The sequence below is a fragment of the Streptosporangium sp. NPDC005286 genome, assembly GCF_040607515.1.
In the GTDB taxonomy this organism is placed as follows: Bacteria; Actinomycetota; Actinomycetes; order Streptosporangiales; family Streptosporangiaceae; genus Streptosporangium.
In genome coordinates this window covers 1-21953 of record NZ_JBEXGU010000082.1, presented here as the reverse complement: position 1 = coordinate 21953, position 21953 = coordinate 1, and the positions used below count along the sequence as shown (strand labels likewise).

The following is a 21953-nucleotide window of genomic DNA, read 5'->3' as shown; positions in this document are numbered from 1 at the left end:
GGCTGTGGCGGTGCTCGCCCATCTCGTGGCAGGGGAGGGCGCGGGGGAAACCGCCTGTTGAGGAGGCGTGGCCGCGTGCCCGCAGTCGCTCCCAAGTCACCTGCAAGACAAGATCCGCAGCATGGGGCGAGACATCACTTTTCCACATCGAAGAGGAAAGGAGGAACGTCCCATGAACACGACACCGCGTACCGAACTCGGGGACATCACCTCGGCCGGCATGGAGCTGGACGAGAGCGAGCTGAGCGTCGTCAGCGGCGGTCAGATGTGCGAGGTGACGATGTATTACCTGGACCCGCCCGGCTACTGCGCCCTCGACCGGCGCGGGTGACAGGGCTACATCGAACCGCCCGGCGGCTGCCACGTCGACCGGTAACGAGCAGTCGCCTGTGTAGCCGGCCGTAGCCGCCGTCCACCGGACGCGGGAGAGTCCGGAGCGGCCTGTTCTCCCCGGTGGCCCGTCACCTGCGCGCAGGCCCGCTCTCCAAGGAGATCCGTGTCACCCCCGCATGTTCTCGTCCTCACCTGTGACCACGACCCACACGCCGACCGCGTCCGGCACCTGCTGGCCGGACGCGGCGCCCGTACCACCGTCTTCGACAACGGGGACTACCTCACCCGGGCCCACGTCGAACTGGCGTACACCACTCGCGGACTCGCCCGGCGGCTGCTGCACACCGAGTCCGGCACGCTCGACCTGGACTCGCTGACCGCCCTGTGGTGGCGACGCCCGAGACCACCGGGGGCCCACCCGGCGATCACCGACCCCTCGGTGGCGGTCTACACCGCCCAGGAGAGCGCGAACCTGATCACCGACCTCTGGGAGCACCTGCCGTGCCGTACGGTGCCCGCGCGGGAGTCGATGCTCCAGCGGGCCGGGCACAAGCCATCCCAGCTCATCCTGGCCGCCGAACTGGGATTCGAGATCCCGGAGACGCTGATCGCGACCCAGGCGGACGCCCTGTGGGACTTTCACAACCGCCATGACGGGCACATCATCACCAAACCCCTGGGCATGCCGTGGGTGGAGAACCTCGCGGAGGGCCACACGGTCATCCGCAAGTGCGACTTCGTCTCGGCCCGCGATCTGGCGTACGCGGAGGCCCTGCGGTTCTGCCCGGTCATCGCGCAGCAGTATGTGCCCAAGCGGCTGGAACTGCGGGTCACCGTCGTCGGCCGGCGGGTGTTCGCGGCCGAGATCCACTCGCAGAACAGCAACCAGGCAAGGGTGGACTGGCGCCGCTACGACCTCGCGGTAACCCCGCACCACGTGCACCGGCTTCCGGACGAGGTCGCTCGCCGGTGCCTGGCGATGACGGACCGTCTCGGGCTCGCCTTCGGAGCCTTCGACCTGGTCCTGACCCCGGACGGCCGGTATGTGTTCCTGGAGATCAACCCCGAGGGGCAGTGGTTGTGGATCGAGAGGCTGACCGGCCTGCCGATCAGCGAGGCCGTCTGCGACCTGTTACTGGAAGGAGCCTGACCATGCCGACCACACCTCCCGATCTCCTGGGAGACGCCCTGGAATGGCTGCGCGGGCTGGACGGTGTGTCGCCGGAGCACGCCAGGGAGCGACTGCCGGAACTGCGCGCCCGGTATCCGGAGACGAGGATGCGGCTGCTGTGGCAGCGCGAGGCGGCCACCGACGAGTACCACTACGACCTGCTGTTCCCCTCGTCCGAGGGGAGCGTCTCGCTGGCCTTCGCGCCGGACCGGGTGATCCCCTGGCCGCTGCGGGGAGGCCAGCGCTCCGGTGAGCAGCTCGTCCTGCGCGTCAACGGCATCGACATCACGATGCAGCAGGTGGTCTCGGTGCTCGACGTGCTGTGGGACGATGTCGCTCTCGCCAGGCGTCTGGTGAACACCGCCCTGGTCGGGCAGGCTGTGGACGTCCGCGACCAGAACCTCTCCACTGACCGGCTTCAAGAGGCCATGGACGCCTTCCGCCGGGCCCGGGGGCTGCTGACCGCACAGGCGGTACGGGAGTGGATGGCCGAGCGCGGCCTGAGCCATGCCCGTCTGGAGGAGATCGTGGCGAGCGAGGCGGCGGTGGCGGCCCTGCGCCGGGACATGGTCGAGGGGCGTGTGGAGGACTTCTTCGCCGCCCACCGCGAGGAGTTCGACCGGTTGCGCGTCGTCAGGCTGCGGTACGCCGACCCCGGTCATGCTGAGGCCGCCGCCGCTTTTCTGCGTGCCGGACGACCGGCCGGGGCCGGAGAGGGCGCCGGGGAGACGGGAGCCGATCCCGTCGCGCTGGCGGTCAAGGCGGTGCTGGAGGGGGTGGCCACCTGCCGGATGGAGGGGAACGGCAGAGACGACCTGGTCGCCCTCTTCGGCACCGCGGCGTCGGACACGCGGGCCGGGGAGGTGCTCGGACCCGCGAGACTCCCGGACGGCGGCTTCTACGTCGGGTACGTACTGGCCGTGGAACCGGCGGTGCTCGACGAGGTGACCCGCGGGCTTGTCGAAACGCGGATCTTCGATGACTGGCTGGCGGAGCAACGGCGACATGCCCACGTGGAGTGGTTCTGGGGCAGCCGGGCCCGCACCGACGAGCTCACCGCCGGCCTGCGCACCTGACGGGACACCCGCCGGGAGCGTCCTTGGACGCTCCCGGCGCCCCGTCATACCGGGTCCCCGCCCGACCTCCCCTGCCCACGCCGGTTCCGGACGGCCATTTCGAGCTGCTCGTCCGTTTCGCGAGGACCATGTTCCGGAAAACCGTCCCGGTCCGAGGCCGGGGCTCACTCCGGGTGCGGTCGTGTCGCGGCCGTCTCGGGCGTGGCCGGTGGCGGGGCCAGCAGGGACCGTATCTCCGGAGAGGTGAGAGTGCCGCCGCGTTCGAACCCGGCGGTGAAGCGGTCCGCGCCCAGCGCTTCACGCACCCGCGTGGTGATCCGGTCGATGTCGCCGCGTTCCGTGGGAGGCGGTGGGGAGTCCGACGCGCGGGCCGCGGCCCCCGCACCCAGGAGCAGGGCGGCGCCGTCGTGGTCTCCGGCGAGGGTCAGTGCCCCGGCCAGGCCCTCCAGGGCGCCTGGCATCTCACGGGAGCTTTCGAATCTGGCCGCGAGGTCGATGGACTTCAGATGCGAGGCGAGGGCCGCGGCGGCGTCGCCACGCTGCTCGGCGACGAATCCCAGCTCGCTCATGATCATGGGGAGGTACGGGGGCGGAGTCTCCTCCGCGCTCTGCTCGGGGGCACCGTTCAGCAGGTCGCGCAGGTGGGTCTCGGCGAGATCGAGAAGATCCTCCCTACGGGCCGCGAAGGCGAGCCCCATCGTGGCGAAGATCTGCGCGGTCCGGTGGCCCTGCTCGGCCGCCAGCCGTAGTGCCCGCTCACAGGTCTCCCTGGCCTGGGCGTAGTCGCCGCGTTGCAGGGCGGTCCAGCCGAGCCAGGCCAGCCGTCCGGCGACCTCGGGCCAGAGTCCGAGTTCTTCCGCCATGTGCAGGCCGTCCCGGTGCAGCCGGTCGGCCCGCTGGAGATCACCGGTCATCTCGGCCAGAGCGCCGAGCCAGCCGGTGGCCTCCAGCCTGCCCCAGCGGTCGCCGAGCTCGCCGAACAGCTCCGCGCTCCGTTCGCCGTCGCGTCCGAGCGCGGCCAGGTCACCTCGTACGTGCGCGAGCTTGGCCCGGGTGGCGAGGGCCGCGGCCGTCCCCCACCGGTCACCGGTCGCCTGGAAGGCCGGCAGCGCCTGGTCCAGCAGGTCCTCCGCGACCGACAGGTCGCCCAGGTCGATGCCGGTGTGGGCCAGAAACCACTCGGCCCTGGCACGCCCGGCGGGATCGCCCGCGTCCTCGTACATCGACAGGGCCGCGCGGCGGCGATCCTCTCGGTCCGCGACGTCACCGTGGAGGAAACCGATCCCGGTCTCCCAGGCCAGCGCACCGGCGCGGAGCGCGGAGGTCCGGGAGGTGGACGCCTCGTCGGCGAGGGCCAGTGCGGAGGCCAGGGATCGCCGGGCTTCGGTCAGCCGTCCACGCAGCAACCAGTACCAGGCCATCGCGTTGACCAGGCGTAGCGCGCCGGCCGCGTCCTTCGCGCCGAGGGCGGTGTCGAGCGCGGTGCGGATGTTGGCGGTCTCCGTGTCCAGGCGGTGCAGCCAGCGTTGCTGCCGGTGTCCGTACAGGTGCGGCGCGGCCTGTTCGGCGAGGTCGGTGTAGTGGCGCCGGTGGCGTTGTCGCAGGCGTTCGAGCTCGCCTGTCCGGCGGAGATGTTCGGCGCAGTAGGCGGCGACCGATTCCAGGAGACGGTAGCGGGGGCCGTCGGCGGTGTGGACGACGGTGACCAGGGAGCGGTCTACCAGGCGTGCCAGGAGGTCGGGGACGTCGGCGGAGGCGAGGTCTCCGGCGGCGCAGACGTTCTCCGCGGCGTGCAGGGTGCAGTCGCCGGTGTGAACGGCCAGGCGCTGGAGGGTGAGACGTTCCGGATGGGTAAGGAGCTCCCAGCTCCAGTCGATCATGGCGTGCAGGGTCTGCTGGCGAGGTGGGGCGCCGCGGTGCCCGCCTGCCAGGAGGCGGAAGCGGTCGTCGAGGCGGTCGACGAGGTTGTGGACTCCCAGGGCCCGGACCCTGGTGGCGGCCAGTTCCAGGGCCAGCGGGATGCCGTCCAGGCGGCGGCAGAGCGTCGCGACCGCCGGGGCGGTGTCGGCGTCCAGGGTGAAATCTCCGCCGGCGGCGGACGCCCGGGCGACGAACAGCTGTACGGAACCGGTTTTTCGCAGTGTCGGCAGGTCGGTCTCGGTGAGGCGGGGCGTGTCCAGGGGCGGGACGTTCCAGATCACCTCGCCGGTCAGTGCGAGCGGTTCCTGGCTGGTGGCGAGGATGCGCAGCGCGGGGATGGCCTCAAGCAGGTGCCGGACGAGTTCGGCGGCCGGTTCGACGAGGTGCTCGCAGTTGTCGAGCACGAGGAGCAGCCGCCGGGAGCGCAGGGCGCCGGTGAGCCGGTCCCGAGGTGACGTCGGCTCCGATGGGGCCAGGGGGGCTCGGATGTCCAGCACCGTCATGATCGTTTCAGCGAGCCGGGACACCGCGTCCGACGCCCCGGACCGGTCGAGCGAGGCGAGCTCGACCAGCCACACGCCGTCGGGAAAGGGGACGGCGGGCGACTCGGGGGAGGGGCCGGTCAGGCGCCCGGCGACTTTGACGGCGAGGCGGGTCTTGCCCACTCCGCCGGGACCGGTGAGGGTGACCAGGCGGTTGGCGCCTAGCAGGGCGCGGAGCTCGGTGGCCGCGTGCTCTCTGCCGATCAGGGGGGTGAGAGGGGTGGGCAGGTTGGTGGCGGGTCCGGCGGCGCCGGTGGGTGGTGCCGGCGGGTCGAGGGCGGGGTCCTGGGTGAGGATGGCCCGATGCAGGGCGCCGAGGTCGGCGCCGGGGGTGAGGCCGAGCTCGTCGGCGAGGTGGTCGCGGAGTTCCTCGTAGCTGCGGAGCGCCTCTGTCTGCCGTCCGGAGCGGTAGAGGGCGCGCATGTGGGCGGCGCGCAGCCGTTCTCGCAGGGGATGCCGGGTGAGCAGATCGCCCAGTTCGGCGGCGAGCCGGGCATGCTCACCGAGGGTGAGGCGGGTCTCCGCGTGCTCTTCGCGGGCGGTGAGCAACTCCTCGTGCAGGCGCGCGACGGTGGGGCCGGTGAAGGGTTCGTCGGCGAAGTCGGCCAGGGCGGGGCCGCGCCACAGGGCGAGCGCGTCGGTGAGCAGCGCCGCTCTGGCCCGCGGGTCGCCGGTCCTTCCCGCTTCGGCGACCAGCGACCGGAAGCCGTCGGCGTCGGTGTCGGCCTTCAGTAGATATCCAGCCGGGTGGTGTGCGACCAGCTCCCGGCCACCGGGTTCGGCGTCCTCCAGCGCGCGCCGTAGCTGCGAGACCTTGACCTGCAGAGCGCCTGCGGGATTGGCCGGAGGGTCCTCGCCCCACAGGTCGTCGATCAGCCGGTCGGCGGGCACCGGGCGTCCCTCGTGCAGGAGCAGGTCGGCCAGCAGGGCGCGGACCTTCATCCCGGGGATCGTGACGGACCGTCCGTCCGTCGTCCACACGGCCAGTGGCCCCAGTATCCCAAAACGCATGATCGACACGATAACCCGACATAGAGGAACGGCTTACCGGGTTCGTGTCGATCGCAACAGCCGACGGTAGGTCCGCGAGAAGAAGACCGTAAGTCCCTCCAGGCAGGGTGGAGCACATCGAGCCGGACACGGAGGCGAAGGAGGCCGGAGATGGCGGAGACGCACGAGAGCGACCGGTTGAGGGTGGCGGTCATCGTCGGCAGCACCCGTCGCGGCCGGTTCGGCCCCACGGTGGCGGCCTGGTTCGTGGCGCGGGCGCGCAGGCGGGCCGATCTGGAGATCGACCTGATCGATCTGGCCGAGGTCGCCCTGCCCGGCACGCTCACAGCCGAGGACGAGGCGCCGCCCGCCCCGGTGGCGGCGCTGGCACCGCGCCTGGCCGATGCCGACGCGTTCGTGGTGGTGACTCCCGAGTACAACCGGAGCTTTCCCGCTCCGCTCAAGAGTGCCATCGACTGGTTCTACCCGGAGTGGCGGGCCAAGCCCGTCGCGTTCGTCTCCTACGGCAACGACTCCGGCGGTCTGCTGGCCGCCGCGCAGCTGCGTGAGGTGTTCACCGAGCTGCACGCGGTGGCCATCCGCGACGGTGTCGCGCTGCCCCGCTACTGGGAGCAGTTCGCCGCCGACGGCAGCTGGCCCAGAGCCGGCGCGCCGTGCGACACCGCGGTCAAGACCACTCTGGACCAGCTGACCTGGTGGGCCCACGCACTACGCGAGGCCCGCGCCAGACGTCCCTACACCGTCTGAACCAGGCAGGACACGACCGTAGGAAATCCCTCGCGCCGCGGAGAACAGCGGGGCGTTTCACACAACAGCGCGTTCGCCGAACGCCGGAATCACGGAGACACCAATGGGTAAGATCATCGCTTCGACCTACGCGACGCTCGACGGTTTCATCGACAACCCCCACCTGTGGTCCATGCAGTACGCGAACGCGGGGAGCGGCGAGTACGCCCTCGGCCTGCTCTTCGCCGCCGACGCCCTCCTGCTGGGACGGGCCACCTACGACGGCATGGCGCAGGCCTGGCCGTCGATGAGCGGCAACCCCTACGCCGACCGGGTGAACAGCATTCCCAAGTACGTGGTCTCCTCGACCCTGGAGAAGGCCGAGTGGAACAACTCGACGATCATCCACGGAGACGACCTCGTCACCGAGGTGGCCAAGCTGAGGGAGCAACTCGGCGGGAACATCCTGATCTGGGGCTGTGGCCGGCTCACCGACACGCTCATGGAGCACGGCCTCCTCGACGAGTACCGGATCTGGCTCTACCCGGTCGTCCGCGGCCAGGGGGAGCGTCTGTTCCGTGAGGGCACCGAGGCGACCCTGGAGCTTACGGACACCGCGACGTTCGGTTCGGGAGTCGTCATCCTCACCTACCGGCCGGCGAGCGCCGGCTGAACGACCCCCGGCCAGGGGAGACGGCCCTGCTCTCCTGGCCGGGGCGGCAGGTCTGACGTTCCAGACGGCCGTTCCACGCGACCGTATCGGGCAGAATGGCCATATTTAGCGATCTACCTTGTAAAGGAGCTGCTCAAGGTTAAATAACCAAAAACCCGACAAACCATCGACCGGCACGACGGTACGGAGCGAGAGCTCAGACCCGGCGCGCGTGCTGGATGACGGCCACGGGCGCGTGGGCGTGGGGGAGAAGGGCGTGCACCGTCGATCCGAGGAGCCACGCGGAGCCGGGGGCGCCTACGACGACCAGTTCGGCGGAGGCCGAGGCGTCGATGAGTGCTCTGGCCGGGTGTTCGTGTACCACCTGCTCGACGATGGGCACGTCGGGGAACCTCTCCCGCCAGCCACCGATGGACTCGGCCAGCAGGCGCGCCTCTTCCTGACCGACACCTTCGAGGTCGAAGACGAGCGGTTGCATGTCGCCGGGTGCCCTGACGGCCGGATGGATCCAGGCGTGCACCATCCGCAGGGGGAGGCCGCGCAGCATGGCCTCGTGGAAGGCGAACTCCAGGATGTGTTCCTGGCCGGGGCGTCCGGTGACGCCGACGGCGATCTCGGTGCCGTGCTCGGTGCGGGGTTGGCCCACGACCACCACCGGGCAGGGGGATCGATCGGCGAGGGCGCGACTGACCGAGCCCAGCAGCAGCCCGGCGAATCCGCCGCGGCCCCGGCTGCCGACAACGATCATCTGTGCGGTTTCGGCCGCGGCGATGATCGCCTCTGCGGTGGCGCCATCGGCGATCTCGGTGCTGACCGTCACGGTGGGGGCGGTGGCGAGGGCCCGCTCGGAGGCATGGCGCAGTAGCCTCCGGGAGGCGGACTCCGCCGCGGGTCCCCAGTGGGCGGGCTGCGGGACGAGGGGGACGTCGTAGGCCCAGCGGAGGGTGACGTGTACCAGGTGCAGGGGCGCGTTCCTCAGGGTGGCCTCTCGTGCGGCCCAGGTCACGGCTTGGAGTGAGGAGTCCGAGCCGTCGACGCCGACGATGACGGGTTCTGCCATGAGCACCACCTTGGGACGGAAGCCGGGTCGCGCCCGTATGGAGGCTATGTACCCGCCTTGGAACCGTGTCTCCGCTGGCCCGATGCTTTTCGATCTTGAAGCGGGGTGCCCGGTGGGGGAGCGCACGTCCCGTGCCGGGGTGCGAGACTTCGCAGTATGGGGGAGTTCGAACCCGGCGCGTTGGTACCGCACATGCGGCTGGACGAGCTGCTGTCGGAGCTGAGGGTGCGTCTGGAGGCGGTGCTTGCCACCCGTGACCGGGTGCACGCGCTGCTGGACGCGGTCGTCTCGGTGGGCGGTGAGCTTGATCTGGAGACCGTGCTGCGCCGGATCGTGGAGACCGCGATCTCCCTTGTCGACGCCACCTACGGCGCTCTGGGGCTGATCGGTGAGGAGAACACACTCGTTCAGTTCGTCCCGGTGGGGTTGAGCGAGGAGGAGATCGCGGGCATCGAGCACTGGCCGCACGGCCTTGGCCTGATCGGCCTGCTGATCAAGCAACCGCAGTCGCTGAGGCTGGCTCGCATCTGTGATCATCCGGAGTCGTACGGCTTTCCGCCCGGCCATCCGCCGATGGGGTCGTTTCTGGGGGTGCCGATCCGGGTGCGTGAGGAGGTTTTCGGAAATCTTTACCTCACGGAGAAGCGTGGGGGAGGGGAGTTCGACGACGAGGACGAGGCGATCGTGACCGCGCTGGCCACCGCCGCCGGTGTCGCGATCGAGAACGCCCGGCTGTATGAGGAGAGCCGGCGGCGGGAGATGTGGCTGCAGGCCTCGGCGGAGGTCACCACCAGTCTGCTGTCGGGGGCGGAGCCGGGAGAGGTGCTCACGTTGATCGCGCGGCGAGCGCGGCAGATGGCCGGTGCCGATCTCGTCGCGGTCCTGTTGCCCGAGGAGGGCGGGCAGGTCCTGCGAGCGGTTGTCGCCGACGGGCCGGGTGGGGAGCAGGCGGTTCATGCGGAGACGTCTGTCGCCGACTCTCTTGCCGGTCTGGCCTTCACCAGCGGTGAGCCGCTTATGGTCACCGATTCGGCCGAGGCGGAGATTCTGACCGTGATCACCGGCCGTGTCTTGCCGGGTACGGTGGCCGCGGTGCCGATCGGCGCGGCGGGAGGGGTGCGGGGTGTGCTGCTGCTGGGTAAGCATCCGGGGTGTGTCCCGTTCAGCCAGGCGGAGTTGCGCACCCTGCACTCCTTCGCCGGGCAGGCCGCGGTCGCCCTGGAGTTGGCGGAGAGGCGGGTGGACGCCGAGCGGCTGAGCCTGTTGGAGGATCGTGACCGGATCGCCAAGGATCTGCATGATGTGGTGATTCAGCGGTTGTTCGCCGTCGCCATGACGCTGATGGGCACCGCGCGGTTCGTGGAGCGGTCTGAGGCCTCTGAGCGGTTGCGTAACGCGATCGACGAGTTGGACAGGACCATCCGGCAGATCCGCTCGACGATCTTCGCCCTGCAGGCTCCTCTTCAGGAAGGCGGTCGTGGTCTGCGCACGCAGATCGTGGAACTGGTCGAGGGCGCGCGGGCCCATCTGGGTTTCATGCCGGGCCTGATGATGGAGGGGCCGCTGGATGGCGGCGTGCCGGAGCGGGTCGCGGAGCACCTGCTGGCCGCTCTGCGGGAGGCTCTGTCCAACATCGTGCGGCATGCCAGGGCCTCCAGGGCCGAGGTGACCGTTGAGATCGAAGGCGATCGGCTCGTTCTCACCGTGGTGGACGACGGGGCCGGGGTGCCCGGGGGGTGCAGGCGCAGTGGGTTGCGTAATCTCAAGGAGCGGGCCGAACGGCTTGGCGGGTCCTTCTCGGTTGAGTCCTCTCCGGAGGCGGGGACCCGCCTGATCTGGAGCGCGTCCCTCACCTAGCCGAAGGTCCGCTCATTCGGGGTGGTTGGTCTTCAGCCGTGTCACCAGGGCGGCGGCCTGGGTGCGGCGTTGCATGTTCAGTTTGGACAGCAGGTTGGAGACGTAGTTCTTGACTGTTTTCTCGGCGAGGTACATTCGCTCGCCGATCTGCCGGTTGGTCAGGCCTTCGCCGATCAGTTCCAGGATGTGGCGTTCCTGGTCCGACAGGGCGGCCAGGGGGTCTTTCTTGACGGCCTGGTCGCGTAGTCGCGCCAGCATGGCGGAGGTCGTCTGCGGATCCAGCATCGATTCGCCGCCCGCCACCGTGCGTACCGCGCCGACCAGATCCGAGCCGTGGATCTGTTTGAGCACGTAGCCGGAGGCGCCCGCCATCACGGCGTTGAACAGGGCTTCGTCGTCGGCGAAGGAGGTCAGCATCAGGCAGGCCAGTCCCGGCATTTTGGAGCGGACCTCACGGCACACGTCCACCCCGTTGCCGTCGGGCAGGCGCACGTCCAGAACCGCGACGTCCGGTTGTAGTGCCGGAATGCGGGCCACCGCCGACTCGGCGGTTCCCGCTTCGCCGATCACCTCGATGTCGCCTTCGGATTCCAGCAGTGCGGCCACGCCGCGCCGTACCACTTCGTGATCGTCGACCAGGAACACGCGAATCATGTCCTGAGGTTATCCTTCCCGGAGTGCCGGCGGTAAGGACGAGGGTCCCTGCCGTCGTGCGGTGAGCGGCCCCGATGTCTTCGGCGCCGAGCCGGCGGCGAGGGCCGGTGATCAGGTTTTTGCCTCGAACAGGCAGGCCGCCCCGGCCATCGCTCCCAGGTGGATTCCTTCGGAGGTGGTTCCCGCCTGGAGGTTTCGCACGTCATTGTTCAGCGCCTCCGTCAGGAAGGGGTGTGAGGCGCCGGGGCACAGGCGGGCCAGTACTCCGGCGTGGACGACGGCGCTCAGCGTCGAGCCGTGGCAGGTGCGGGCCAGGTAGTAGTCCACGGTGTTCTTGGCCATTGCGGCGTTCCATTCGTAGCCAAGGCCGGTCAGGATCTCGTCGAGCCCTTCCTCGCCGAGCAGATGGAAGAGCATGAGCACGTCGGCCTGTTTGGAGGCCTTGTACCGGTTCGGCGTGTCGCCTTCGGCGTCGAGGATGCGGTCCAGCCGCCGGATGTCTCCGTACTCCTTCCGGTAGGCGGCCCAGTCCAGCTCCTCCAGGCCCGCGTATCCCTCGAACTGGCTGATCACCCCTTCGTGGAAGTCCACCCGCATTCGCCGGGTCAGGGCGGTGAACAGTTCGATCTCCTGTTGGCCGACCCCCTCGGGGCCGACCAGGCCGATCATGTCCAGGACCCGGCGCATCAGCCAGGCGGTCATGACGTTGGTGTAGGCGTTGTTGTCCAGTCCGGGTTCGGCCCGGTCGGGGTAGCCGTCGTGATACTCGTCCGGGCCCATCACGCCGCGGATCGCGTAGCGCCCCTTCTCGCAGGTCGCGAGTGAGGCGAAGAAGCGGGCCACCTCCAGCAGCAACTCGCCGCCGAAACCGGCCAGGAAGGCGGTGTCCTTCGTCGCCTGGTAGTGCTGCCACACGTTGAAGGCGACGGCCAGGCCGACGTGGCGCTGCAGGTGTGAGCGGTCGGGGAGCCAGCGGCCGGAGCGGGGATTGAAGTGCAGGCGTGGTGTCTCCTCCCGGCCGTCGCTTCCGCTCTGCCAGGGGAACATCGCTCCGGCGTATCCGGCGGCATGGGCGGCCCAGCGCGCCTCGGGCAGGCGGCGCCACCGGTACCTGAGCAGTGCCCGGGTGATCTCGGGCAGGCGTGGGGCGAGGAAGGGGATGACGAACAGGTCGTCCCAGAACACGTGGCCCCGGTAGGCCTCGCCGTGCAGGCCCCGGGCGGGTAGGCCGGTGTCGAGTTCCGCGATGTGCGGGGAGGCCGTCTGCAGCAGGTGGAAGACGTACAGGTTGAGGATCTGCTGCACCTCGGTGTCCTGGGCGGTGACGTGCGCCCGCTGCCACAACCGGTCCCAGGCCCGGGCGTGCCGTTTGAGGAGGGTGGAGAAGCAGCCCGCGCGTACGACGGCGCTTCTCGCGGCGGCCTCGCTCTCGGCGATCGCCCTGTCGCGGGAGGTGTGGAGGGCCACGATCTTCTCCACGGTGACCTCGTCGCCGGCTTTCACCTCGACGGTGCGGTCGTCGCCGACCCAGCCCTCCTCGACGCCGGCGTGACAGCGCCCGTCGGCCAGTGTGGTGCGGGCGGCGAGTGCGATCTCCACGCGGGAGGTGGCGGTGCGGGTCAGTAGTTCGATCACGCCGTGGGCGGCGTGCCCGCAGATCGGAACGAGATGCCGGCCGTCCAGCTCGCGGTAGCGGGCGACTCCGGCGTTGGTGACGCGCCCGTCCAGGGCCGAGCGGATCTCCAGCGATCCGTTCCAGTTCTCCGGAACGATCGTCATCGTGAGGGCGGCCAGGTGTGGGTCGTCCATCGAGACCAGGCGGTGCTGTTCCACTCGGGTGATCCGGCCTTGGGAGTCGCGTATCCGCAGGAATCGGGTGAGAGTTCCCTGGCGCATGTCGAGCGTGTGGCGGTGGGCCAGGATCTCGGCGTTGCCGGGAGCGAACCAGTCGCCGCCTTCGGCGCGAAAGGTCAGGGACAGCCAGTTCGGCACGTTGACGAGGTCCTCGTTCTCCACCGGGTGTCCCGCGATCTGGGAGACGAGCCGGTCGTAGCAGCCGGCGACGTAGGTGCCGGGATAGTGCACCCCGTCGGCGTGTGACTCCGGCGCGGCGCCCCGGGTGGCGAAGTAGCCGTTGCCGAGCGTCGTCAGCGCCTCTCGCAGCCCCTCCTGGGTGGGGTCGAAGCCGTCATAGATGAGGAGCCAGGGGTTCACGTCTTCTCCCGTGAAGTTGTGGTTGTGCCAGATCGGTGACGAGGCCGACGCCGGTGATGGGAGCGGAGGCGAAGTGGCTTGCCCTGACTGCCGGGAGAGTCATGGGTACCCCCTTCCGTCTGCACGGTACGGCACTTTTCACGGCGGTTTTAGGGCTGATCGGCCCTATGGCGCAGGGACCTTCGTCGGAAGGTCGGGCATTGTGCACGGGAGGGGACAAAGGTCCCCCTGCCCAGGGACGATCGCCCCTGTGGGGGAGCGCCGGTGCCGCGATCCGATGGGCTGCGGGGGAAGTGATGACCGAATCGATCGCTGTCGGAACGGATGGCTCGGCCGCCGCCACCGCGGCCCTGGAGTGGGCGGTCGACGACGCCGTCCGCCGGGGGGTGTCCCTGCGGATCGTTCACGTCATGGACCGCTGGCCGCACGATCTTGTCGGGTTTCCCGCACCGGGCCGGCCCGGCCGGCTGGCGTGCCTCGGCGAGCAGGTGCTCACCGAAGCGGCCAAGGCGGCGATGGAGCGGAGGCCGGATGTCCGGGTGACCACCGAGCTGATCGAGGGAACGCCGTCCGACGTTCTGTGCGGGCAGGCGGAAACGGCGGTCGAACTGGTGGTCGGCAACCGCGGCCTGGGCGGTTTCGCCGGATCGCCGCTCGGCTCGGTTCCCATCCGGATGGCGGGCCACGTATGCGGCGCGGTGGTGGTCGTCAGGCATGGCTGTGCCGAGGCGTACGGCGAGGTGGTCGTGGGTGTCGACGGTTCCGCCGAGTGCGAACCCGCTCTCGGGTTCGCCTTCGAGCAGGCCGCCTTACGCGGATGCGGGTTGCGCGCGGTCTACGCCTGGCAGACGCCGCTTCATGCGTTCTCGCCGGAGGCGGGCGGGGACAGCGAAGAGATCCGGTGCGCACAGCGCCGGGTGGCCGAGGAGCGGCTGGCCGGCTGGCGGGAGCGGTTTCCCGCGGTCGAGGCCGTCTCGGAGGTGACGCGTGCGCGCCCGGTGCCGGCACTGCTGGCCGCCTCGACGCGGGCGGACCTGCTCGTGGTGGGTTCTCGCGGCCTCGGCGCCGTCGGCTCGGTCCTTCTGGGATCGGTCAGCCGTGAGGTTCTCCACCATGCTCGCTGCCCCGTCGCGGTCGTCAGATCAACCAGGTCCACCGGTCGGGGGCCGCGCGCCCCATCTGGGTGACCGGAGGCCACGGGGGTAGGAGAGCTGCATCGGCTTCTGCCGCGGGGGCGGCCGGAGGTTCGAAGGGGGAACAATATGATCCTGGTGGGAGTCGACGGTTCACAGGCCGCGCTTGAGGCCGTGAGCTGGGCCGTGCGGGAGGCCGGGCTACGCGACACCGAGTTGCGCGTCGTGCACGTCATGGTGGCCTGGCCGTTGGATATGACCGAGGACGCTCCGTACGCCGACGTGGGCCGATGGATGCGCGACGGGGCCACGTCCATGCTGACGGACGCGCTGAACCGGGCCCGCGAGGAGGACAGCCGGGTCAAGGTGGAGTCGTCGCTGCTGCCCGGCGATCCCAGGGACGTCCTGATCAAGGCCGCGCGGGACGCCGACCTCCTGGTGGTCGGCAGTCACGGCCGGGATGGTTTCTCCGGCATGCTGCTGGGGTCGGTCGCGCTGGGCGTGGCCGGGCATGCCCCTTGCCCGGTCGCCGTCATACGGAGGACGCCCGCGCGGTCGGGCGGTGAGGTGGTCGTCGGAGTCGACGGCTCCGTGGCAGGCGTGTCGGCCATCGAGTTCGCCTTCGCCGAGGCGTCCCTGCGCGGTGCCGGCCTGCGGGCGGTGCACGCCTGGAACCAGCCCGTCATCGGTGGGAGGCCGTTCGCCCCGGCGTCCGCCGAGGAGACGGCCGAGGGTGAGCGGCGGCTGCTGGCCGAGGCGCTGGCCGGCTGGGGCGAGCGCTATCCGGATGTCACGGTCACCGAGCAGGTGGAGCAGGGGCATCCGGTGGATGTGCTGAAGAACGCCTCGGCACAGGCCGACCTGCTGGTCGTGGGGTCACGTGGCCGTGGGGACCTCGCGGGGCTGCTGCTGGGCTCGGTCAGTCACTCGCTGCTGCAGCACGCCGTCTGCCCGCTGGTCGTGACACCCGCCGTCGCGGCACCCCGGCACACCTGACCGGACGGCTGGAGAGGGCCACATCCGCTTACCGGCGGCGAGAGACGAAGGGGTGGATCATGAAGGCGCTGGTCTATCGGGGTCCCGGCAGGAGATCGTGGCAGGAGGTCCCCGAGCCGGGGATCCAGGCGCCCACGGACGCGGTGGTCCGCGTCGACGCGGTGACGATCTGCGGCACCGACCTGCACATCCTCAAAGGGGACGTGCCGGCCGTCGAGCCGGGTCGGATCCTGGGACACGAGGCGGTCGGCACGGTCACCGAGGTCGGCGCCGGGGTCGCGCTGAAGCCAGGCGACCGCGTCCTGGTCTCGTGCGTCTCGGCGTGCGGGCGCTGCCGCTACTGCCGTACGGGCTCCTACGGGCAGTGTCTGGGCGGCGGCGGCTGGATCCTGGGCCACCACATCGACGGGACGCAGGCCGAGTTCGTACGCGTTCCCTTCGCCGACACCTCGACCCATCTCGTGCCCGAGGGGATCGGCGACGAGGCCGTGCTCATGCTGGCCGACATCCTGCCCACCTCCTACGAGGTCGGTGTGCTCAACGGCAGGGTCGCCCCCGGCGACACGGTGGTCGTCGTGGGCGCGGGCCCGATCGGCCTGGCCGCGATCACCACCGCCCGGCTCTACAGCCCCAGCCGCATCATCGCCGTCGACCTGGCCGAGGCCAGGCTGGAGGCGGCCACCCGCTTCGGCGCCGACGTGGTGATCGGCGCGGGCGGTGATCCCGCCGAGGAGGTGGCCGAGCTGACCGGCGGCCTGGGCGCCGACGTCGCCATCGAGGCCGTCGGCGTGCCGGAAACCTTCGAGCTCTGCGCCCGCCTGGTCAGGCCGGGTGGCCACGTCGCCAACGTCGGCGTGCACGGCAGGCCCGTCACCTTGCATCTTGAGGAGTTGTGGGCACGCGACCTCACCTTCACCACCGGCCTGGTCGACACCTACTCCACGCCGACGCTGCTGAGCATGCTCGAGGCGGGCCTGCTGGACGGCGGCCGGTTCGTCACCCACCGCTTCGCGCTGCACGACATGGAGAAGGCCTACGAGGTGTTCTCCCACCCGCAGGAGACCGGGGCACTCAAGGTGGTGCTCACCCGCGGCTGACCCGCTCGGCGGACGTCACCGGCGCCGGGAGACGGGGTTTCCTGTCGCGTGTCCTCGACGCCACAGCGCCGTCCGGTTCCGCCGCGGGTGACGAAAGGCCCTGCCGTCACGCGGGCCGGAAGGGACTTCCGGCCCTGGGCGCGGCAGGTTTGGCGAAGGTCAGATGGGAATAAGGAGGACCCATGTCTAATCTGATCATTGTTGGAGCCGACGGCTCCGGTAACGCGACCGCCGCCATCGAGTGGGCGGCCGACGACGCCGCCCGGATGGGCCTGCCGCTGCGCATCGTCACCGCCGTGCAGCGCTGGCCGAACGACATCCCCAAGTTCCCCGCCCCCGAATGGGAGGACGCGGTGACCGAGTCCTCCCGGAAGGTGCTGGCCGCCGCGGAGGAGACGGCCCGCTCCCGGCAGCCCGGCATCGAGGTGACCACCACGCTGATCGAGGGACCGCCGTCGCTGGTCCTGCGCGAGCAGGGCAAGGACGCCACGGAGGTCGTCGTCGGCACCAGAGGGCTCGGCGGGTTCGCCGGAGCCGTGATCGGCTCGGTCAGCATCCACGTCGCCGGTCACGTGCACTGCCCGGTCGTCGTCGTCCGTCCCGGCCGGGACGGGGCACACGGCGAGATCACGGTCGGCCTCGACGACTCCGACGCCTGTGAGCCCGCCCTCGCCTACGCCTTCGAGCAGGCCAGGCTGCGCGGCAGCACCCTGCGCGCCCTCTACGCCTGGCAGGTGCCGGTGCACATCTACGCCCCGGAGATCGTCTATGACATGGACGAGTTCCGCGCCGCCCATGACAAGGTCATGACGGACCGGCTCGCCGGGTGGCGGGAGAGGTACCCCGAGGTGAAGGTGATCGAGGACGTGCGCCGCGCCCACGCGGTCGAGGCTCTCAGTGACGCCTCCGACACCTGTGACCTGCTCGTCGTCGGTTCCCACGGCCGCGGTGCCCTCGGCTCGCTGTTCCTGGGCTCGGTCAGCCGGGGTGTCCTGCACCACGCCCGCTGCTCCGTCGCCGTCGTCAGGTCTTAGCAGCGGGCTCGGCGGGGTCCTGGCGGGACCCTGCCAGGGTTCGACGAGGGCGAGAGGCCGAAGGTCCCATGAACGCGATGACCTTCGCAGCCCGGGCGCGAGCCGTACGGCACTGCGCGGCGGCCCCGGAAAACGATGTGATGAAGACACAACAGAGACCGCGAAACACTACCGAAAGGGGCCGTCATGGCCACCACGCACGGTCGGGACGTTCCCTCCAAGCAGTCCGCCACGAACGTCGCCTCTCCGGCGGCGACGCGTCCGGTCGACTACGTCTGGGCGATCGCGCGCATCTCGATCGGATGGATCTTTCTGTGGGCGTTCCTCGACAAGACCTTCGGCTGGGGGTTCGCCACCCCCGCCGACCGCGCCTGGATCGCCGGTGGCAGCCCCACGACCGGGTTCCTCAAGGGCACCGGTGAGAACGCCCTCGGCGGCCTCTTCTCCGGCCTGGCCGGTCAGGCCTGGGTCGACTGGCTGTTCATGCTCGGCCTGCTCGGGGTCGGCGTCGCCCTCATCCTGGGGGCCGGCATGCGGATCGCCGCCGTCGCCGGGGGCCTGATGCTGATCCTGATGTGGGCCGCCGAGCTGCCCCTGGCCACCAACCCGTTCATGGACGACCACATCGTCTACATCGTCGTGCTCGCCGGGCTGGCGATGGCGGGCGCCGGTGACACCCTCGGCATCGGCAGGTGGTGGAGCAACACCTCCCTGGTGCGGAACTACCCCGTCCTGCGGTAACCGGGCCACCGAGACGCCCACTCCGTGATCGGGGTGGGCGTTTTGCCGTCTTGGTGCGAGACTCCCGGACATGGCAGACACCGACTCCCACCCCCTGCTTCCGAACATGCGGCTGGATGAACTGCTGTCGGAGCTACAGCTCCGGCTCGAAGCGGTCCTCGCCACCCGCGACCGCGTACACGCCCTGCTCGAGGCGGTCGTGGCGGTCGGCAGCGACCTCGACCTGGAGACGGTGCTGCGCCGCATCGTCGAGACCGCGACCAGGCTGGTGGACGCCGGTTTCGGGGCGATGGGCGTGGTCGGCCAGGAGAACACGCTGGTGCAGTTCATCCCGGTCGGGCTCAGCGAGGAGGAGATCGCCAGGGTCGAGCACTGGCCGCACGGCCTCGGCCTGCTCGGTTTGCTGATCAAGGAGCCGCGACCGCTGCGCCTGACGCGCATCTCCGACCATCCCGAGTCCTACGGCTTTCCCCCGGGCCATCCCCCCATGGGCTCCTTCCTCGGGGTGCCGGTCCGGGTGCGCGACGAGGTGTTCGGCAACCTCTACCTCACCGAGAAGCGCGGCGGCGGCGAGTTCGACGAGGAGGACCAGGCGATCGTCGTCGCGCTGGCCACCGCGGCCGGTGTGGCGATCGAGAACGCCCGCCTGTTCGAGGAGACCCGCCGCAGGGAGACGTGGCTGGCCGCGTCCTCGGAGATCACCACCAGCCTGCTGTCCGGCGCGGACCCCCAGGAGGTCCTCACCCTGATGGCCAGGCGCGCCCGTCAGATGACCGGCGCGGACGTCGTGGCGATCCTGCTGCCGGAGGCGGGCGGGCAACTGCTACGGGTGGCGATCGCCGACGGCGAGAACGCCGGGCAACTGGAGCAGGTGGAGATCCAGGTCGCCGGCTCCCTGGCCGGACGGGCCTTCGCCGGTGGCGAGCCCCTCATGGTCAACGATCTGGACGAGGCCGGACTGCGGAGCGTGTTCTCCGATCATCTGCCGATGGGCCCGGTGGGGGCCGTCCCGCTGGGTGCGGCGGGTGTCGCGCGCGGCGTGCTGTCACTCGGCAAGCGCTCGGGCCGCACCCCGTTCGTCCGGTCGGAGCTGCGTACCCTGCACGCCTTCGCCGCCCAGGCGGCGGTGGCGCTGGAGCTGGCCGAGAGCCGCAAGGACGCCGAACGGCTGGGCCTGCTCGAAGACCGCGACCGCATCGCCAAGGACCTGCACGACGTGGTCATCCAGCGGCTGTTCGCCGTCGCCATGACGCTGATGAGCACGGTCCGGCTGGTCGAGAGACCGGAGGCCTCCGGCCGCCTGAAGGGCGCCATCGACGAGCTCGACGAGACCATCCGCCAGATCCGCTCCACCATCTTCGCCCTTCAGACGCCCAGCGGGGACGGCGCCCCCAGCCTGCGCGCCCGCATCGTCGAGATGGTGGAGGGCGCCCGTGGTCACCTGGGCTTCATGCCCGGCCTGCGGATGGACGGGCAGCTTGACAACCGCGTGCCGCCCGAGGTCGCCGACCACCTGCTGGCGGTGCTGCGCGAGGCCCTGTCCAACGCGGTACGGCACGCCAGGGCCGGGCGGATCGACGTCTCCGCCGAGGCGCTGGACGACCGGTTCACCCTCGTCGTGCGGGACGACGGCGTCGGGCTGGCCGGCGACGGCAGGCGCAGCGGCCTGCGCAACCTGCAGGAGCGGGCGGCCCTGCTCGGCGGCTCCTTCGAGATCGTCTCGCCGGAGACCGGGGGCACCAGCCTGACCTGGAGCGTACCGCTCTAGTCGCGCGCCACGGCGCCCTGGGCCCCGTCCTGCGGTCCTTCGGCTCGCGCCTGCGGGAAAGCCGCCGCGGCCGGTCAGAACCAAGGGCGCGGTCAGCCTGAAGGTCGAAGCCTGGGACGCCGAGGGCAACCGCCTCAAGCAGACCGGCACCCGACTGTTCGACCTGCGCTGAACCGTCCGCTGATCGAAGAGTCTGCCGGGTGGTAGTCGCCGGTCAAAGCCCTCTGCGCGCAGCGAAAGGGCGGATATCGCTACGCTTACCAGAAGTTTTGTCTGTAGCAGACACTCTGGAGAAGCCCATGTCTCTTGCCGGAGCCTCGGAACGGGCGGATGTCGCGCTCGCCCGCCGTCAATCGCTGGCCGACCTGCTTCGCCGGTCCGCCCGGCGTCATCCCCACCGGCTCGCCGTGTCGGACGGCGTGAGCAGCCGTACCTACGCCCAGCTCGACGAGGACGTCGGCAGGATCGCCAACGCGCTCCTGGAAAGAGGGGTGGGCCCCGGCGACCGGGTGGCGGTGCTCTCGCGCAACAGCGTCGCGTACGTCCAGACGATCTTCGCCGTTGCCCGGGCGGGTGCCGTACTGGTGCCGATCAACTTCATGCTCCGGGGCGAGGAGGTCGGATATGTCGTCGGCCACTCCTCCGCCGTCGCCCTGATCGCGCAGGATGAGCTCCTCCCGGTCGCCGAAGAGGCGATCAAGGCGACGGACCGCCTGCGGACACGGATCGTGTACGGCGAGGCGACCGGAGCCTGGGAGCCGTTCTCGGCCCTGCTGGACCACCGGGATTCCCGCGAGCCCGCGGTGCCCATCGCGCCGGACGACCCGGCCCAGATCCTCTACACCTCGGGCACCGAGTCGCGCCCCAAGGGCGCAGTGCTGTCCCATGCCGCGCTGATCGCCCAGTACGGCAGCTGCGTCATCGACGGCGGAATGGACCGCGACGACGTCGAACTGCACTCGATGCCACTGTTCCACTGCGCGCAGCAGCACTGCTTCCTGGTGCCCGACATCCAGCTCGGAGCCTCCAGCGTCATCCTGCCCGGACCCGACCCGGCCGCGGTGCTCGCCGCGATCGAGAGCCACCGGGTGACCAAGTTCTTCGCGCCGCCCACGGTCTGGATCGCCCTGCTGCGCCACCCGGACTTCGACAGGCGCGACCTCTCCTCGCTGCGCAAGGGCTACTACGGAGCGGCGATCATGCCCGTGGAGGTGCTCAGGGAGATCGGCGAGCGGCTGCCCGGCGTGCGCCTGTGGAACTTCTACGGCCAGACGGAGATGGCGCCCGTCGCCGTCATGCTCCAGCCCGAGGACCAGATCCGCAAGGCCGGATCCGCCGGTCAGGCCGCTCTGAACGTGGAGACCCGTGTCGTGGACGCCGAGGGCAGGGACGTGCCCGCCGGCGAGATCGGGGAGATCGTCCACCGGAGCCCGCACGCCATCCTCGAATACCTCGATGACCCGGAGAAGACCGCCGAGGCGTTCCGCGGCGGCTGGTTCCACTCCGGCGATCTGGGGACCATGGACGAGGAGGGCTACCTCACGGTCGTCGACCGGATCAAGGACATGATCAAGACCGGCGGGGAGAACGTCGCCAGCCGCGAGGTCGAAGAGACGATCTACGAACACCCCGCCGTCGCCGAGGTGGCGGTCGTCGGGGTCAGGCATCCGAGCTGGATCGAGGCGGTCGTCGCGATCGTGGTGGCCAAGGCCGGTGCGGCCGTCACCGAGGAGGAGCTGCGGGCGCACGCCCGTGAGCGGCTGGCGCCGTTCAAGGTTCCCAAGGCGTTCGCGTTCGTCGACGCGCTCCCGAAGAACCCGAGCGGCAAGATCCTCAAGCGTGAACTCCGGGAGCGGCACGGCGAGCTCGCGGACCGGATCGCCGACGCGGGCGCCAGACGCTGAGACCCCGGGACGTCATCCGCCGTACGGGCGGCACGCACCCGGC

General features: G+C 70.4%; 17 protein-coding genes. 13 read left to right on the top strand and 4 right to left on the bottom strand.

All coding sequences use genetic code 11. The features are described 5' to 3' along the window. Window positions 1–172: 172 nt before the first annotated feature. From ABZU75_RS26585 to ABZU75_RS26575, 3 genes are all read left to right on the top strand, one after another. Window positions 173–331, top strand: a complete 159-nt coding sequence (locus tag ABZU75_RS26585; protein WP_355559523.1) for a hypothetical protein — start codon at window positions 173–175, stop codon at window positions 329–331. Window positions 332–496: 165 nt separating this feature from the next. After that, entirely contained in the window at window positions 497–1483 is a 987-nt protein-coding gene (locus ABZU75_RS26580) for an MvdC/MvdD family ATP grasp protein (RefSeq protein ID WP_355559520.1), read from the top strand. A 2-nt stretch (window positions 1484–1485) separates the two neighbouring features. Beyond that, window positions 1486–2580: a TIGR04500 family putative peptide maturation system protein gene (locus ABZU75_RS26575; protein WP_355559517.1), complete on the top strand. Its 1095-nt coding sequence runs from the start codon at window positions 1486–1488 to the stop codon at window positions 2578–2580. 164 nt (window positions 2581–2744) lie between these two features. Here ABZU75_RS26575 and ABZU75_RS26570 read toward each other — a convergent pair whose 3' ends face one another. After that, window positions 2745–6053, bottom strand: coding sequence for a BTAD domain-containing putative transcriptional regulator (locus ABZU75_RS26570; protein ID WP_355559514.1), 3309 nt, complete (start codon window positions 6051–6053; stop codon window positions 2745–2747). A 150-nt stretch (window positions 6054–6203) separates the two neighbouring features. Here ABZU75_RS26570 and ABZU75_RS26565 point away from each other — a divergent pair, with 150 nt between their 5' ends. Together ABZU75_RS26565 and ABZU75_RS26560 are read left to right on the top strand one after the other, a co-directional pair. Next, complete coding sequence (locus ABZU75_RS26565) at window positions 6204–6800, top strand: NAD(P)H-dependent oxidoreductase (RefSeq protein WP_355559511.1); 597 nt, start codon at window positions 6204–6206, stop codon at window positions 6798–6800. A 103-nt stretch (window positions 6801–6903) separates the two neighbouring features. Beyond that, window positions 6904–7452 carry a dihydrofolate reductase family protein gene (locus tag ABZU75_RS26560; RefSeq protein WP_355559508.1) on the top strand — a complete coding sequence of 183 codons (549 nt, stop codon included), beginning with the start codon at window positions 6904–6906 and terminating at the stop codon, window positions 7450–7452. Window positions 7453–7648: 196 nt separating this feature from the next. Here ABZU75_RS26560 and ABZU75_RS26555 read toward each other — a convergent pair whose 3' ends face one another. Further along, window positions 7649–8512 carry a universal stress protein gene (locus ABZU75_RS26555; RefSeq protein ID WP_355559505.1) on the bottom strand — a complete coding sequence of 288 codons (864 nt, stop codon included), beginning with the start codon at window positions 8510–8512 and terminating at the stop codon, window positions 7649–7651. 156 nt (window positions 8513–8668) lie between these two features. On the opposite strand from ABZU75_RS26555, the gene ABZU75_RS26550 reads away from it, so the two are divergent. After that, a complete protein-coding gene (locus ABZU75_RS26550) occupies window positions 8669–10369 on the top strand; it encodes a GAF domain-containing sensor histidine kinase (RefSeq protein ID WP_355559502.1) in 1701 nt (566 codons plus the stop codon). A gap of 12 nt (window positions 10370–10381) precedes the next feature. Here the strand turns inward: ABZU75_RS26550 and ABZU75_RS26545 are convergent, their stop codons facing one another. Both ABZU75_RS26545 and ABZU75_RS26540 read right to left on the bottom strand, forming a co-directional pair. Continuing rightward, window positions 10382–11023 carry a response regulator transcription factor gene (locus ABZU75_RS26545; RefSeq protein WP_355559500.1) on the bottom strand — a complete coding sequence of 214 codons (642 nt, stop codon included), beginning with the start codon at window positions 11021–11023 and terminating at the stop codon, window positions 10382–10384. A 111-nt stretch (window positions 11024–11134) separates the two neighbouring features. Continuing rightward, window positions 11135–13237 (bottom strand): glycoside hydrolase family 65 protein, encoded by a 2103-nt coding sequence (locus tag ABZU75_RS26540; protein ID WP_355559497.1) that lies wholly within the window; start codon window positions 13235–13237, stop codon window positions 11135–11137. 296 nt (window positions 13238–13533) lie between these two features. On the opposite strand from ABZU75_RS26540, the gene ABZU75_RS26535 reads away from it, so the two are divergent. The 7 genes from ABZU75_RS26535 to ABZU75_RS26505 all read left to right on the top strand — a co-directional run bounded on the left by ABZU75_RS26535 (window position 13534) and on the right by ABZU75_RS26505 (window position 21910). After that, entirely contained in the window at window positions 13534–14424 is an 891-nt protein-coding gene (locus ABZU75_RS26535) for a universal stress protein (protein WP_355559494.1), read from the top strand. 75 nt (window positions 14425–14499) lie between these two features. After that, window positions 14500–15366, top strand: a complete 867-nt coding sequence (locus tag ABZU75_RS26530) for a universal stress protein (RefSeq protein WP_355559491.1) — start codon at window positions 14500–14502, stop codon at window positions 15364–15366. A 59-nt stretch (window positions 15367–15425) separates the two neighbouring features. Further along, window positions 15426–16463 carry a zinc-dependent alcohol dehydrogenase family protein gene (locus tag ABZU75_RS26525; RefSeq protein WP_355559488.1) on the top strand — a complete coding sequence of 346 codons (1038 nt, stop codon included), beginning with the start codon at window positions 15426–15428 and terminating at the stop codon, window positions 16461–16463. 182 nt (window positions 16464–16645) lie between these two features. After that, window positions 16646–17497, top strand: coding sequence for a universal stress protein (locus tag ABZU75_RS26520; RefSeq protein ID WP_355559485.1), 852 nt, complete (start codon window positions 16646–16648; stop codon window positions 17495–17497). A 186-nt stretch (window positions 17498–17683) separates the two neighbouring features. Then, on the top strand, window positions 17684–18238 hold the full coding sequence (locus ABZU75_RS26515) for a hypothetical protein (RefSeq protein ID WP_355559482.1): 555 nt from the start codon (window positions 17684–17686) through the stop codon (window positions 18236–18238). Window positions 18239–18308: 70 nt separating this feature from the next. Then, the gene (locus ABZU75_RS26510) at window positions 18309–20006 is read left to right on the top strand and encodes a GAF domain-containing sensor histidine kinase (RefSeq protein ID WP_355559479.1); all 1698 of its coding nucleotides are present in this window, start codon (window positions 18309–18311) and stop codon (window positions 20004–20006) included. A gap of 299 nt (window positions 20007–20305) precedes the next feature. Further along, the gene (locus ABZU75_RS26505) at window positions 20306–21910 is read left to right on the top strand and encodes a fatty acyl-CoA synthetase (RefSeq protein ID WP_355559476.1); all 1605 of its coding nucleotides are present in this window, start codon (window positions 20306–20308) and stop codon (window positions 21908–21910) included. Window positions 21911–21953: the final 43 nt, after the last annotated feature.

Excerpts from the sequence above, each read along its gene's own strand:
- ABZU75_RS26585 (WP_355559523.1), top strand. The coding sequence starts at position 173 with ATGAACACGACACCGCGTACCGAACTCGGGGACATCACCTCGGCCGGC.
- ABZU75_RS26575 (WP_355559517.1), top strand. The coding sequence starts at position 1,486 with ATGCCGACCACACCTCCCGATCTCCTGGGAGACGCCCTGGAATGGCTG.
- ABZU75_RS26570 (WP_355559514.1), bottom strand. The coding sequence starts at position 6,053 with ATGCGTTTTGGGATACTGGGGCCACTGGCCGTGTGGACGACGGACGGA.
- ABZU75_RS26565 (WP_355559511.1), top strand. The coding sequence starts at position 6,204 with ATGGCGGAGACGCACGAGAGCGACCGGTTGAGGGTGGCGGTCATCGTC.
- ABZU75_RS26560 (WP_355559508.1), top strand. The coding sequence starts at position 6,904 with ATGGGTAAGATCATCGCTTCGACCTACGCGACGCTCGACGGTTTCATC.
- ABZU75_RS26555 (WP_355559505.1), bottom strand. The coding sequence starts at position 8,512 with ATGGCAGAACCCGTCATCGTCGGCGTCGACGGCTCGGACTCCTCACTC.
- ABZU75_RS26550 (WP_355559502.1), top strand. The coding sequence starts at position 8,669 with ATGGGGGAGTTCGAACCCGGCGCGTTGGTACCGCACATGCGGCTGGAC.
- ABZU75_RS26545 (WP_355559500.1), bottom strand. The coding sequence starts at position 11,023 with ATGATTCGCGTGTTCCTGGTCGACGATCACGAAGTGGTACGGCGCGGC.
- ABZU75_RS26535 (WP_355559494.1), top strand. The coding sequence starts at position 13,534 with ATGACCGAATCGATCGCTGTCGGAACGGATGGCTCGGCCGCCGCCACC.
- ABZU75_RS26530 (WP_355559491.1), top strand. The coding sequence starts at position 14,500 with ATGATCCTGGTGGGAGTCGACGGTTCACAGGCCGCGCTTGAGGCCGTG.
- ABZU75_RS26525 (WP_355559488.1), top strand. The coding sequence starts at position 15,426 with ATGAAGGCGCTGGTCTATCGGGGTCCCGGCAGGAGATCGTGGCAGGAG.
- ABZU75_RS26520 (WP_355559485.1), top strand. The coding sequence starts at position 16,646 with ATGTCTAATCTGATCATTGTTGGAGCCGACGGCTCCGGTAACGCGACC.
- ABZU75_RS26515 (WP_355559482.1), top strand. The coding sequence starts at position 17,684 with ATGGCCACCACGCACGGTCGGGACGTTCCCTCCAAGCAGTCCGCCACG.
- ABZU75_RS26510 (WP_355559479.1), top strand. The coding sequence starts at position 18,309 with ATGGCAGACACCGACTCCCACCCCCTGCTTCCGAACATGCGGCTGGAT.
- ABZU75_RS26505 (WP_355559476.1), top strand. The coding sequence starts at position 20,306 with ATGTCTCTTGCCGGAGCCTCGGAACGGGCGGATGTCGCGCTCGCCCGC.